Consider the following 12,973-nt stretch of genomic DNA (forward strand, 5'->3'; position numbering starts at 1 on the left):
GGATGTCGGCCTGGCGCCTCGCGCTGTTGGTCGCGGCCTCACTCGCCGTCGTGCCGCTGAGCGACGCAGCGGTGTTCGCCGTCACCAAGACGACCGACTCGGCCGACGGCCAGTGCGACGCGGACTGCTCGCTGCGCGAGGCGATCCTGGCGGCCAACCAGCTACAGGACACGAGCAACCGCATCGACCTCGCGCCCGGCACCTACCGGCTGTCGATCCCGCGCGACCCGGAGCGCTTCGGCAACGGGCTCGGAACGGGCGCCGACGGCAACCTGGTCGTGTCGCGGACGCTCACGATTGCCGGCGCCGGCCGCGACACCACGGTCATCGACGCGCGCCCCGCGCCGGAGGCCGCCAGCGTCGACCGCGTGCTCGCCGTCGCCCAAAGCGGCCATCTGACCCTCGGCGATGTCACGATCACGGGCGGCCGGGCCGGCGAGTTCGCACAGGGCGGCGGCATCGTGGTGCTCGGCGGCACGCTCGCGATCCATGACTGTCGGGTGAGCGGCAACGTCGCGCTCGGAGGGGGGGGTGGCATCGCGCTCGGCGGCGCCAGCGCCAACCCGCCGGCGATGGCGACGATCACGCGCTGCGAGATCGCCGGGAACGTCGCCGGCTCCGAGGCGCTGGGCGCCCAGGGCGGCGGGCTCCTCGACATCCAGGCCACGATGACGGTCGTCGAGTCCACGATCCGCGACAACGTCGCGCTCTTCTCGACCGGCGGCGGCATCATGAACATCGACAACCAGAGCCGCCCGAACCCGGCGGCCGAGCTCACGGTGGAGCGCTCGACGATCGTCGGGAACCTGGCGGGGGATCCGGCGGGCCTCTCGATTTTCGAAGGCGTGGGCGGAGGGATCTACAACGCCGGCGGACTGCTTCGCCTCACGAACTCGACGGTCACCGGAAACGAGGCCGTGGCCTCCTTTGCAGAGGGGCTGGGCCAGATCGCCGGCACCGGCCGCGGCGGCGGCGTCGCGCACGCGCTGCTGGCCGGCGACGACGCGAGCGACGGCACCTTTATCGTCGCCTCGACGATCGCCTACAACACGGCGCCGACCGGGTCGCAGATCTACGGTGAGGCGCAGGTGAATCCCGCGCAGCTCGCGAACACGCTGATCGCGGGCGGGGCCGGCGCGTCGGCGAACTGCGCGAGCCCGTCCGGCCAGGTCGGGATTGCCAGCGTGGGCGGCGGCAACCTCAGTGACGACGCGAGCCCCTGCGGCCTCGGCCTGCCGGGCGACCAGTCGGGCGTCGGCGACCCCGGGCTCGCCGACGCGCTCGCCGACAACGGCGGTCCCACCGAGACGATCGCCCTGCTCGAGGGAAGCCCGGCGATCGGCGCTGGCTACGTCCCGTCCTGCCCGCAGCGCGACCAGCGCGGCTACACGCGCCGCTCGCCCTGCGACGTCGGCGCCTTCGAGACCGTGCCCGAGCCGGGCGCCGCGGCGGCATCGCTTGCCGCCGTGGGCACGCTCGAGCTGCTGCGCCGCCGCGCGGGTCGCGCCGGCTGATGCGCTTCGCGCGCGCGGCCGCGGCGCTGCTCGCCGTGGCGTTGCTCTCGGCGGGCTCGGCCGGCCTCGCGCAGGGCCGGCCGGTCGCGAAGGTGGCGCTCTCCGAGGCGGGCGCGATCCGCCTCGACGGCCGTCCCGTGAGTCTGCCCGAGCTCCGCGAGGCCTTCCGCACGCTCGCCGCTGCGAAGGGCGAGGTCTGGTACTACCGGCCGAACCCGGGCGCCGACCCGCCGCCGGGCGCGATGGCCGTCGTCCAGGCGATCGCCGAAGCGCGCCTGCCGGTGCGCTTCGCGACGAAGCCCGATTTCTCCGCCTTCGACGCACCCGCGCGCGAGCCCTAGCGCCGCGCTAGCGGAGTCCGTTCCCGTAGTGTGCCAGCGCCTCGGCGAGCGTGGTGTCGGCGACGCCCGGCTCGTCGAGGACCGCGCGCAGCCAGTCCGGGCGCTCGAGCGAGCAGACCGAGAGCGGGCGCTCGAGGCCGGAGAGCTGGCTCGCCTGGCGCGCGAAGCTGGTCGCGTAGTCGGGCGGCCGCACGTCGCGGGCCAGGTCGACCAGCGCGAAGGGGTCGGGTGCGCCGCCGTCGAGGCGCTCGGCGGGCCAGGGGATGCTCGGCGTGGTGGGGCGCGGGCCGCCGCCGGCCAGGCCCGGGCCGTCACACAGGATCGCGCCGCGCACCCGCTCGGGACGTGCGCCCGCGAGCAGCAGCGCCACGTAGGCGCCGAGGCCGCGGCCGAGCAACGTCGCGGGCCCCAGGTGGGCGAGCGCGGCGTCGGCGTCGGCCATCAGGATCTCGGCGGTGTAGCCGCCGCCGCGCGGGAGCGTCGAGGCGCCGTGGCCGGTGAAGTCGAGGCCGAGGATCGCGCCGGGCCAGGCTTCGGCGGCTCCGGCGTGGCGCGCGAGGGTGCGCTCGCCGCGGCCGTGCAGGAGCAGGAGCGGGCGTGCGCCCGCCGCGCGCGGCTCGCGCAACGGGTGCAGCGCGAGCGTCACCTTGGCGTGTCGAAGCTCGATCGGCGACGTCACGATGCGAGGAAGCGCAGCACCGGCTCCGCGATCTCGCGGGGGCGCTCGATGTGGAGGAAGTGGCCCGTGTCGGGAACGGTGTGGAAGACGGCGTTCGCGGGGCGGTGCGGCGCCAGGATCTCCTCGGTCGTGTCCCAGCCCATCGGCTCCGACACCGAGGCGAGGAAGCCGAGCATCGGGACCGCGATCGCGGGCAGGCGCTGGAGCGCCCACTCCGGGCGCCAGGGGCCGAAGCCGCCGAAGCGCATGGTGGGGTCGAGCTTCCAGCGGAAGCCGTCCGGATCGCGGCGCGCGCCGATCGCCGCCAGGTGGCGCAGCCACTCGATCGACAGGCGCGGGTTCATGCGCCCGCGGCGCCGCGCCAGCTCGTCGAGCGTGGCGGCCGGCTTGCGCTCCTTGCCGGCCGCCTGCCGCCGGTGGTCGAGCCAGCCGGCGAGCTCCGAGGCGAGCAGCTTCGAACGCTCGTGCTCCGCGACGTCGGGTGCGCGCTGGCGGGAGGGAAGGCCGTCGATGTTCACGAGCCGCGAGACGCGGTGCGGGCAGGCGTCGGCCAGGTGCATCAGCACCGAGCCGCCCTTCGAGTGGCCGACGAAGGGGATCGGGTCGCGGCCGATGGTGTCGAGGACCGCGAGCGCATCGCGGGCGTCGGCGTCCCAGTTGTAGAGCGCCGCGTGCTCGGAGTCGCCGTGGCCGCGCTGGTCCCACGACACCACGCGCCAGCCGCCGTCCGCGAGCAGCGGCGCGAACACCTCGAAGGTGCGCGCGAAGTCGAAGCCGCCGTGCGCGAGCAGGAGCGGCGGCGCGGCCGCGTCGCCCCACTCCCAGACCGCGATGCGCAGGCCGGCGGCGTCCACGTCGCGGCGGCGGTCGGGCGCGCGTGCGCCGGGGTAGGGGGGCGTCGTCGGCAAGCTGGGGCTCTCCCGGGCGCGGCGGGCGGCACTCTAGCGGGCGCCGCGCCCGCGGTCAGCTCCGGCGCCGGCGCTCCTCTGCGATCGCGCACAGTCCGTCGTCCTCGATCCCGAGCGGCAGGTTCATCAGGTTGTAGAAGTTCTCGAGGGCGTTCAGGAAGGTGATCTCGACGATCTCCCGCTCGCGGAAGTGCTTGCGCAGGGTGGCGAAGGTGGCGTCGTCGACCTGCTTGTGGCGGGTCGCTTCCTCGGCGTAGGCGAGCGCGGCCCGCTCGCGGTCGGAGAAGAGCGGGCTCGTGCGCCACTCGGGCAGCGCGTGGAACTTCTCGAGCGGGATCCGCTCCTGCACCGCCATCGCCTTGGCGATGTCGACGCAGAAGGTGCAGCGGTTCAGCATCGCGACCCACACCTGCACGAGCAGGCGCAGCTCGGGCGCGAGCTCGAGGCCCTCGCGCTGGAGCCGCAGGAGCTGCCAGGCGAGGTTGTACATGCGGGGCACGCGGTTGTAGATCACCTTTGCCGGGGTCATCACCTTGCCGAGCTGGCGGCGCATCAGGATCGTGGCGATGCGCGCGAGCAGGGTGGGGGGCTCTTCGATCGGGTCGAGTCGCGGGCGGGTCACGGGGTCCTCCTCGGTCGGGCGCGGAGCAGGGCGATGGTGATCACGATGCCGGCGGCCGCGGGCACGTACACGCTGGCGACGTCGTGGCGCCAGTGGCCGGCCGGCAGGTAGCCGCGCCAGGAGTCGAACGCGTGCAGCGCGGCGTGGGCGGCCAGGAAGGCGCTCGCGATCGAAACCAGCGGCACGCGCACCGCCGGCCGCAGCGCAGCCCAGCCGAAGGCCAGCGCCACCACGGCGAGGGCGCAGCCGATGTCGCGCACGAAGTGCTCGTTGAAGGGGCCGGTGGCGGGCACGTCGGCCGGCAGCTCGTGATACCAGTGGAGCGGCGCGGCCAGCATCCAGAGCGCATTGGCGGCGGTCACGAGCGCGAGCGCGCCGAGGATCCAGGGCCAGGGATCGCGCCGGAGGACGGCCTGCGCAGGCGGAGCGCCGGGGCGCCGTGCGGGGCTCATCGGGTCCTCCTGCGGGCGGGCGGCGGGAGCTGCGGGCGAAGCGCGGCGGCGAGCTCGCCGACGCCGGCCCGGATCGCGTCGGGGTCGAGCGCGGCGAAGGAGAGGAGCAGCGCGGGCGCCCCGTCGCCGTCGAACCGGCACGACGCGCCGCTCGCGAACGCGACGCCGCGCGCGCCGCACGCAGCCGCGAGCGCGGCCACGTCCGTCTCGGGAGGCAGCTCGACCCAGACGCAGGTGCCGCCGGCCGGCTCGCACACGCGCGCCTCCGGAAGCCTCGCGGCCAGCGCGTCGCGGAGCGCGCGCAGGCGCTCGCCGAGCCGCCGCCGCGCGCGCCGCACGTGCCGCTCGAGGAGCCCGCTCCCGAGCAGCTCGGTCACGGCCAGCTGCTCGACGAGCGGCGCCTGGAGCGTGCTCGCGAAGAGCAGGGTCGCGAGCCGGCCGAGGAGCGGCCGGGGCGCCACCAGGTAGCCGAGGCGCAGGCCGGGGAAGAGCGCCTTCGAGAAGGTGCCCACGTAGAGCACCTGGCCGCCGCGGTCGAGGGTCTTCAGCGCGGGGCGCGCGGGGCCCGCGAGGCGCAGCTCGCCGTCGAAGTCGTCCTCGACGATCGGGAGCTGGGCGCGGTCGGCGAGGGCGAGGAGCGCCTCGCGCCGCGCATCGGAGAGCGTGACCCCCGTCGGCATCTGCACGGCGGGCGTCGTCACCACGAGCTTCGGCCGGCGCACGCGCAGCAGCCGCTCGAGTTCGGCGACCCGCAGCCCCTCCCCGTCGACGGAGACCCCGAGCAGGTCCGCGCCGGCCGCCCGGAAGGCGAGTGCGGCGCCGAACCAGCCCGGCTGCTCGAGCGCCACGGCGTCGCCCGGCTCGACGAGCGCGCGCGCGATCAGGTCGAAGGCCTGCTGGGCGCCGCCGGTGACGAGGATCTCGTCGGGGCTGCATGCGATGCCGCGCGCGCCGAGGGCGCTCGCGAGCGCCGCCCGCAGCGGCGCGTGCCCGAAGGGATCGACCGCGTTCACCTGCTCGGGCAGGCGGCCGAGCGCGCGCTGCCAGGCGCCCTGGAGCGCGGCGATCGGCAGCGCAGCGGCGTCGGCGCGGCCGGGGCGGAAGTCGAAGCGCGGCGCGCCCGGCGCGAAGCCGCGGGCGAGGTCGGCCGGCGGGCGCAGGCCGCGGGCGCGTGCGGAGAGCAGGGCGGGCCAGGCGAGGGAGCGGCCGGGATCCGATGCGGGGCGGCCCTGGGCCGCGTCGCGCAGCCGGCGCGCGCGCGGCTCCACGAAGGTGCCGCGACCGACCTGCGCGTCGAGCAGTCCCGCGGCGGCGAGCGCGTCGAGCGCACGGCTCACGGTGTTGCGCGAGAGCCCGAGCGCCGCGGCGAGCTCGCGCGAGGCCGGCAGCCGCTCGCCCGGCCGCAGCCTCCCGGCGTCGATCAGCCCGAGCAGGTACTCCGCGAGCTGCCGGTAGACGGGCGCCTCGCTGCGCGGATCGGGGCGGAACGGGAGGTCGAGCACGGGGCCAGCATATGGGAGCCAATCTGGATCGTCAGGGTCCAATGTGGCCCCAATCGAGAGGGCCAATCCGCGCGTCGGGCGGCGGGTCTGCTATCCGCCCCCGGGATCATGGAGCTCCATCGCGCCAGCGGCCGGTCCGGCCTCGGCTTCGCCCTCGCGGCGACGACGATGGCGCTCTGGGGCGTGCTGCCGCTGGTGCTCGAGGCCGTGCTGCGGAGCGTCGACGCGCTCACGCTCATCTGGTTCCGCTTCGTCGTGGCGGCGCTGCTGCTCGGAGCGTGGCTCGCGGCGCGGGGAGAGCTGCCGCGGCTCGGCGCGCTCGACGCGGGCGGGCGCTGGCTGCTGGCGCTGGCGACGGCCGGGCTCGCCGGCAACTACGTCGGCTTCCTGCTCGGACTCGCGCACACGACGCCCGCCAATGCCCAGGTGCTGATCCAGGCCGGACCGCTGCTGCTCGCGCTCGGCGGGGTCGCCGTCTTCGGCGAGCGCTTCACGCGCCTGCAGGGGCTCGGGCTCGCGGCGATCGTGGCGGGGCTCGCGGGCTTCTTCGCGAGCCAGCTCGCGAGCCTCGGGCGCGAGCTCGGGCGCTACCTGTCCGGAGTGGCGTGGATCGCCGTGGCCGCGGTGACCTGGGCCGGCTACGGCCTCGCGCAGAAGCAGCTCCTCCGGGCGCTCTCGTCGCAGGGCGTGATGCTCTGTATCTACGCCGGCTGCGCGCTCCTCTTCTGGCCGTGGGCGAAGCCGGCGGTGCTGCTCGGCGTGTCGGCGGCGGGCGCCGCGCTGCTCGCGTTCTGCGCGCTCAACACGCTGGTGGCCTACGGTGCGTTCGCGGCTGCGCTCCAACACTGGGAGGCGTCGCGTGTCTCCGCGGTCCTGGCGCTCACGCCGCTCGCGACGCTCGCCTGCTCGGCTCTCGCCGCGCACTGGCTGCCCGGCCGCGCGGTGCCCGAGTCCCTCTCGCCGGCGAGCTGGGCGGGCGCGGCGGCGGTGGTCGCGGGCTCGCTCCTGATCTCCCTCGGCGGCCGGCGCCTCCGCTGAGTCCCTTCAGACGGGAGCCGCCGGCAGCAGCACCAGGAACTCCGAGCCGCGCCCCGGCTCGGAGCGCACCTCGATGCGCCCGCCGTGGCGGCGCACGATCTCGTGCGAGATCGAGAGCCCGAGGCCGGTGCCCTCGCCCGCCGGCCGGGTCGTGAAGAAGGGGTCGAAGATCCGCTCGAGCAGCTCGGGCGCGATCCCGCAGCCGTCGTCGGCGACCGAGATCACCACCTCCTCGCCGCGCAGGACGGTGCGGACCCGGATCGTGCCCTCCTCGGCGAGCGCCTGGGCCGCGTTCAGGACCAGGTTCAGGAGCACCTGCTCGAGCTCGCGGCGCACGCCCTCGACGCAGGGCACCGGCCCGAGCTCGCGCACGACGGTGGCGCGCCGGCGCAGGTGCGGGTCCGCGACGCGCAGCGCGCGCTCGACCAGCGCGTGGGGCTCGAGCCGCTCCCGCGCGCCGGCGCCGGCGTGCGAGAAGGCGCGCACGTCGCGCACGATCGCGGCCGTGCGGTCGACGCCTTCGAGCGACTCGTCGAGCATGTCGAGCCCGTCCTCGAAGACGTCCTCCAGGCGCGGCTTCTCGCGCTCCATCTGCCAGGCCTCGGCAAGCGTCAGCCACTGGTCGCGCAGGGCCCGCAGGTTGGCGTTGATGTAGGCGAGCGGGTTGTTGATCTCGTGGGCGATCCCCGCTGCCAGGTCGCCCACGGCAGCGAGCCGCGCCGAGGTGAGCAGCCGCGTGCGCAAGGTCACGACCTCGCGCAGGTCGCGCACCACCAGCACGAGGCCGGCGGCGCTGCCGCGCTTGTCGCGCAGCGGCGAGGTCGAGATCGCGACCGGGACGCGCTCGCCACCGGCGCGCTCGAGCTCGCACTCGTGCTCGCGCAGGCCGGCCTGGCCGCCGAGCGCGAGGCCCGGCAGGAACCCCGCGATCGGGAGGCCCAGCAGGGCGTCACCGGGCCGGCCGACGAGCCCGGCGAGGGTCGGGTTGGCGAGCCGCACGCGGCCGTCGGTGGCGACGAGCGCCACGCCCTCGGGCAGCGCGTCGAGCACGAGGCCGGCGAACGAGCCGGGGGTCACGATCGACCATCCGAAGCGCCGGATCGTGGCGGTGACCAGCACCCCGAGCAGTCCGAAGGAGACGACACCGAGGCGTGGCACCGGCACGCCGAGCAGCGGCAGCAGGGCGTCGGTGGTCGAGCCGAAGAGGAGCGGCGTGCCGGCCGCCGCCACGAGCCAGGGGCTCTGGCGGGCCGCAGCGGGGGAGGCGTTCCTGCGCAGCGCCCGCAGTGAGGAGAACAGCCCGGCGCCGGCGCTCGTGATCGCGAGGACGAACCAGAGCCCGAAGGCAGGGCCCACCTCGAGCGCCCAGCCCCAGGGCACCGGTGTCACGCCGCGCAGGAGCCACGGCGTGGTCCAGCCGATGCCGAGCGCCGCGAGCGAGCCCGCCCACGCGACCGGCAGCACGCCGCGCACCCAGGCCGGCGCACGCCCGTGGGCGAGGAAGAGCTGGAGCGCGAGCGGCCCGACGAAGACCCAGCCCGGCACCGACAGGCGCGCCAGCGCGAGCGCGGTCTCGGGGTCCGGCGCGAGCGTCCAGAGCGCTTCGCAAAGGCCCCACCACGCGGCGCCCAGGAGCAGCGCGCCCGTGCAGCGATGGGTCGCGGCGTCGGGCTCGCGCAGCAGGACCAGGATCCCGCAGATCATGCAGGCGAGGCCCGACGCCAGGGGCACCAGGAACCAGGGATTCACGATCGCAGCTGCTCCTGGGGGCGAATCGACCCAACGGGCAGCTCGCTTGATGAGCCTCCGAGGGGCCGCCACGCGACGGACAGCCGGGAATCCGGACGGGATCGCACGCTGGGCCGTGTTCACGGACCTGATCGGCGTGCGCTGGGACCACGAGCTGGACGGGCGCACCCGGGCCAAGACCAGCCGGAGCGAGAGCTTCTGCACGCCGGTTGCGCATCCGTGGAGGGCGGCCGCCGCCTCGAGACGCCGCTGGCTCCGCCCGAAGAGGGTTCGCCGGTGGCCGGTCCGGGAAGTGCCCGCCGGTGGGACGGCAGCCAGGCAGGAGTGGAGCGGATGCGGCCCCCGGGCAGCCGCAAGCAGCCGCTGGTGCTGGTCGTCGACGACGACCGCACGATGCGACCTCTCGGGCGCGATCTCGCGTCTGGTCGGCGCCGAGTTCACGATCCTGCTCTCCGACATCTCCGACGCGCAGGACTTGGCCAGGGTCGCCGTGATCGCCGAGGGGGTCGAGCACGAGCTCCAGCGCGACGCGCTGCGCGGCTTCGGCTGCGACGAGATGCAGGGCTTCCTGCTCGCCCCGGCGCTGCCCGCCGCGGAGGTCGAGCGCTTCTTCCAGGACCCGCGCGGCTCCGGCTCGGACACCCGGCGAGACCTTCCCCGTGCACTGCGCTCTTGACGATGCCGCGCCACGGGCTATCCGGTCTCTGCGAATCCACTGCGAAACGTGGATGCGCGTCTTGTTCGGGCTTTCTCGTTCGGACTTTCTCGTTCGGACTTTCTCGTTCGGCTTCCTCACCGACCCCCGCCGCGATGGCCTCCGTCCCTGCCGTGAGCTCCTGCGCCCGCGTCAGCCGCAGCGATTTCCTGGCCCTGGAAGGCGCCCTGCGCGAGCTCTTCGCGCCCGGCCTCGACCCGGCCGGCTTCGTCGGCCGCGGGTTCGCGGCGATCGCACGGCTCGTGCCCGGGGAGCTCTTCACCTATTCGCGCGCGCAGCCCGGCCGCTCGGGACCCTGCGAGATCGTGTTCTCGACGCCGGAGCGCCCGGCCGCGGAGCCCCTCCACGCCTTCGCCCGGCTCCGCTCCGGCTATCCGCTCTGGGACTATCGCCTGGAGGAGCAGGGCGGGCGCCCGATCTTCCGGCGCGACTACTTCACGAAGGCCGCGTTCCGGGATTCCGCCATGTTCTGCGAGGCCTACCGGCCGATGGGCCTCGACAACCATGGGGCGGTTCCGGTGGCGTCCGCCGGTGCGAGCGCCCTGTTCTTCAGCATCGAGCGCGCCGCGGGCAGCGATTTCACGGAGCGCGACCGCGCGCTCCTCGCCCTGCTCCAGCCGCACCTGTCCGCCGCGCGCGCGCTGGCGCGGGCGCGGGCGGCCTGCGGTGAGCCGCAGATCGAGCTCTTCGCGGACCTCGGCCTGAGCGCACGCGAGACCGAGGTCTTCTTCTGGCTGGTGGAGGGCAAGCGCAACCGCGAGATCGCCCTGATCCTGGGCCTTGGCCTGCAGACCGTGAAGGATCACGTGGCGTCCGTCTTCGCCAAGCTCGGCCTGGAGAGCCGCCTCGCGGCGATGCGCTACGGGTTGGAGGCCACCCGCCGCGCCCGGAGCGACGAGCTCATGCTCGCGCCCGCCCTGCACCGCTTCCGCACCCAACGGGGCGGCGCGCCGGACCGGCGCCGGCCCCGTACCCGCGGAGCCGAGCTGCGCGATCCGGACCGGTGCGCGGCGTCCGCCTCCCGCGCGGCCTCCCGGCGCGGCGCGCTCAGGCCCGCGCGCGCCGCCGGCGTCGCCAGCCCACCAGGGCCAGCCCCGCCAGCCCCGCCAGCGACGCTCCCGTGGACGGCTCGGGGACGGCCGTGACCTCGAGGTTCGTCAGGTAGACCGGTCCGGTGATGCCGCGGCCGTTCCAGTTGAAGACGGCGATCCCGTCCGCGTCGGGATGGGCAGCCAGCACCTCGCTCAGGTCGAAGCTCATCGTGGTCCAGGCACCCTGGGTCGGATAGGGGGACGTGTAGGGGGCCCCCACACCCTGGATGCCGTACACCCAGGTGGCGACGGACTGATCGAGCCGGCTGGAGGGAGTGGTGATGCCCAGGAGGAACGAGGTGTCGTCGCCCGCGCTCTGCTGGTTGTAGAGGTCGAAGGAGAGCGTGATCTCCTGACCGGCATGGGCCGCGAAGTCGATCGAGGAGGAGAGCGTGACGTTCCCGCCGCTGGCCTGCACGGTCAGGGCCAGCGCCTGCGCGCTGCCGGATGCGTCCGGGAGCGCATGGTCGGCGAGAGCGATCACGTCGTTGCCGGGGATGCTGACCCAGCCCGCAGGCAGGCTTCCCGGCGCGACGCCGCTGAAGTCCTCGGAGAAGAGGACGGTCTGCGCGGACGCGGGGCCGGCGAGCAGCGCCGCGCCCAGGATGCCGATCGAGGTCCAGCGGAAGGGAAGGTTCATGACGTTGGAGCCGTCCCATGTTGGAAGGGGAAGCGACGGGGGGCGGCACGCAGTGGAGCCGGTTTTCCTCGAGTGCGGTACCCGACTTCGGTAGGGTGTGGCGTTCCGGCGCAGCGAGCGTCCGGCGAGCGCGCGCGAGACGGCCGGGCCGCTCGTCGCGCGCCTCCAGCGGAGAGCGAAGACCCCGCTCGTGCCGCTATGCTCCTCCCGCCCGCCCCGAACCCCGAAGGAGCCGTCGTGAAGGAACACCTCCAGTTCTACATCGGCGGCCGCTGGGTGGACCCCAGCGAGCCGCGCAGCCTGGACGTCGTGAATCCCGCCACCGAGGAGGTGGTCGGGCGCATCGCGATGGGCGGCGCGAAGGACGTCGACCTCGCCGTCGCCGCGGCGCGCGAGGCCTTCGAGAGCTGGTCGCGCACCACGAAGGAGGAGCGGCTCGCGCTGCTCCAGCGCATCGCCGCCGAGTACCAGAAGCGCTACGAGGAGCTCGCCCAGACGATCAGCCTCGAGATGGGCGCCCCGATCTGGCTGGCGCGCGCCGCGCAGGCCGCCACCGGCATCATGCACCTCAACACCATGATCGAGGTGCTGAAGGACTACCCCTTCGAGGAGCTGCGCGGCACGACCCTGATCCGGCGCGAGCCGGTCGGCGTGTGCGGGCTCATCACGCCCTGGAACTGGCCGGTGAACCAGATCCTGTGCAAGGTCGCCCCGGCGCTCGCCGCGGGCTGCACGATGGTGCTGAAGCCCACCGAGATCGCGCCGCTCAACGCGATCCTGATCGCCGAGATCCTGCACGCGGCCGGCACGCCCGCTGGCGTCTTCAACCTCGTGAACGGCGACGGCCCGACCGTCGGCCAGGCGATGTCCTCCCACCCCGGGATCGACATGATGTCCTTCACCGGCTCGACGCGCGCCGGGATCCAGGTCGCCAAGGCGGCGGCCGACACCGTGAAGCGCGTCGCCCAGGAGCTCGGCGGCAAGTCCGCGAACATCGTCCTCGACGACGCCGACTTCGCGAAGGCGGTGGGCGGGGGCGTCACCGGCTGCTTCTTGAACTCCGGGCAGTCGTGCAACGCGCCGACCCGCATGCTGGTGCCTGCTGCGCGCCAGGCCGAGGCGGTGGCGATCGCCAAGGCCGTCGCCGCGGGCGTGAAGGTCGGCGATCCGCAGGCCGACGGCATCACGCTCGGCCCGGTCGTCAGCGAGGCGCAGTGGAACAAGATCCAGGGCCTGATCCAGAAGGGGATCGACGAGGGCGCGACGCTGGTTGCCGGCGGCACGGGCCGGCCCGAGGGCCTCGCCCGCGGCTACTTCGTGAAGCCCACGGTCTTCGCCGACGTGCGCAACGACATGACGATCGCCCGCGAAGAGATCTTCGGCCCGGTGCTCTCGATCCTGCCCTATGGCGACGAGGAGGAGGCGATCCGCATCGCCAACGACACGCCCTACGGCCTGTCGGGCTACGTCACCTCCGGCGACCCGGCCCGCGCGCGCCGCGTCGCCGCGCGCCTGCGCACGGGCAACGTGCACCTGAACGGCGCGGGCGCCGACTTCCAGGCGCCCTTCGGCGGCTACAAGCAGTCCGGCAACGGCCGCGAGTGGGGCGTCTTCGGCTTCGAGGACTTTCTCGAGGTGAAGGCCGTGATGGGAGTCGAGGCGCTCTAGAGCCGAACTCCTCCGGTGCGACGCGCGCGGCGTCCGGCGAGCCCGCCGGGCGCC

13 protein-coding genes are annotated in these 12,973 nt (G+C 74.7%); 6 read left to right on the forward strand and 7 right to left on the reverse strand.

Features of this window, described 5'->3' with window-relative positions:
• The first annotated feature begins 2 nt into the window (after positions 1-2).
• A complete protein-coding gene (locus OZ948_11710) occupies positions 3-1,514 on the forward strand; it encodes a CSLREA domain-containing protein (protein ID MEB2345397.1) in 1,512 nt (503 codons plus the stop codon).
• A complete protein-coding gene (locus OZ948_11715; protein ID MEB2345398.1) occupies positions 1,514-1,855 on the forward strand; it encodes a hypothetical protein in 342 nt (113 codons plus the stop codon). Before OZ948_11710 ends, OZ948_11715 begins: the two co-directional genes overlap by 1 nt.
• A gap of 7 nt (positions 1,856-1,862) precedes the next feature.
• On the opposite strand, the gene OZ948_11720 is transcribed toward OZ948_11715, so the two are convergent.
• Genes OZ948_11720 through OZ948_11740 form a run of 5 tightly spaced genes read right to left on the reverse strand, consistent with a single transcriptional unit; the run spans position 1,863 to position 6,018 of the window.
• Positions 1,863-2,534, reverse strand: coding sequence for an alpha/beta hydrolase (locus tag OZ948_11720; protein ID MEB2345399.1), 672 nt, complete (start codon positions 2,532-2,534; stop codon positions 1,863-1,865).
• Complete coding sequence (locus tag OZ948_11725; protein ID MEB2345400.1) at positions 2,531-3,442, reverse strand: alpha/beta hydrolase; 912 nt, start codon at positions 3,440-3,442, stop codon at positions 2,531-2,533. The genes OZ948_11720 and OZ948_11725 overlap by 4 nt, the downstream gene beginning before the upstream one ends.
• Positions 3,443-3,497: 55 nt before the next feature.
• Positions 3,498-4,064 (reverse strand): carboxymuconolactone decarboxylase family protein, encoded by a 567-nt coding sequence (locus OZ948_11730; protein MEB2345401.1) that lies wholly within the window; start codon positions 4,062-4,064, stop codon positions 3,498-3,500.
• The gene (locus OZ948_11735) at positions 4,061-4,516 is read right to left on the reverse strand and encodes a hypothetical protein (GenBank protein MEB2345402.1); all 456 of its coding nucleotides are present in this window, start codon (positions 4,514-4,516) and stop codon (positions 4,061-4,063) included. The genes OZ948_11730 and OZ948_11735 overlap by 4 nt, the downstream gene beginning before the upstream one ends.
• Positions 4,513-6,018 carry a PLP-dependent aminotransferase family protein gene (locus tag OZ948_11740; protein MEB2345403.1) on the reverse strand — a complete coding sequence of 502 codons (1,506 nt, stop codon included), beginning with the start codon at positions 6,016-6,018 and terminating at the stop codon, positions 4,513-4,515. The genes OZ948_11735 and OZ948_11740 overlap by 4 nt, the downstream gene beginning before the upstream one ends.
• A gap of 108 nt (positions 6,019-6,126) precedes the next feature.
• Here OZ948_11740 and OZ948_11745 point away from each other — a divergent pair, with 108 nt between their 5' ends.
• Positions 6,127-7,056, forward strand: a complete 930-nt coding sequence (locus tag OZ948_11745; protein MEB2345404.1) for a DMT family transporter — start codon at positions 6,127-6,129, stop codon at positions 7,054-7,056.
• A gap of 6 nt (positions 7,057-7,062) precedes the next feature.
• Here the strand turns inward: OZ948_11745 and OZ948_11750 are convergent, their stop codons facing one another.
• Entirely contained in the window at positions 7,063-8,805 is a 1,743-nt protein-coding gene (locus OZ948_11750) for an ATP-binding protein (protein ID MEB2345405.1), read from the reverse strand.
• Positions 8,806-8,854: 49 nt separating this feature from the next.
• Here OZ948_11750 and OZ948_11755 point away from each other — a divergent pair, with 49 nt between their 5' ends.
• Positions 8,855-9,481, forward strand: a complete 627-nt coding sequence (locus OZ948_11755; protein ID MEB2345406.1) for a hypothetical protein — start codon at positions 8,855-8,857, stop codon at positions 9,479-9,481.
• 134 nt (positions 9,482-9,615) lie between these two features.
• Positions 9,616-10,665 (forward strand): helix-turn-helix transcriptional regulator, encoded by a 1,050-nt coding sequence (locus tag OZ948_11760; GenBank protein ID MEB2345407.1) that lies wholly within the window; start codon positions 9,616-9,618, stop codon positions 10,663-10,665.
• On the opposite strand, the gene OZ948_11765 is transcribed toward OZ948_11760, so the two are convergent.
• Positions 10,568-11,251 carry a PEP-CTERM sorting domain-containing protein gene (locus OZ948_11765; protein ID MEB2345408.1) on the reverse strand — a complete coding sequence of 228 codons (684 nt, stop codon included), beginning with the start codon at positions 11,249-11,251 and terminating at the stop codon, positions 10,568-10,570. The genes OZ948_11760 and OZ948_11765 overlap by 98 nt on opposite strands.
• Before the next feature lie 237 nt (positions 11,252-11,488).
• Between OZ948_11765 and OZ948_11770 the strand changes: the two genes are divergently transcribed.
• Entirely contained in the window at positions 11,489-12,919 is a 1,431-nt protein-coding gene (locus tag OZ948_11770; protein MEB2345409.1) for an aldehyde dehydrogenase family protein, read from the forward strand.
• Positions 12,920-12,973 lie beyond the last annotated feature (54 nt).

Source organism: Deltaproteobacteria bacterium, assembly GCA_035063765.1.
Lineage (GTDB): Bacteria > Myxococcota_A > UBA9160 > UBA9160 > PR03 > CAADGG01.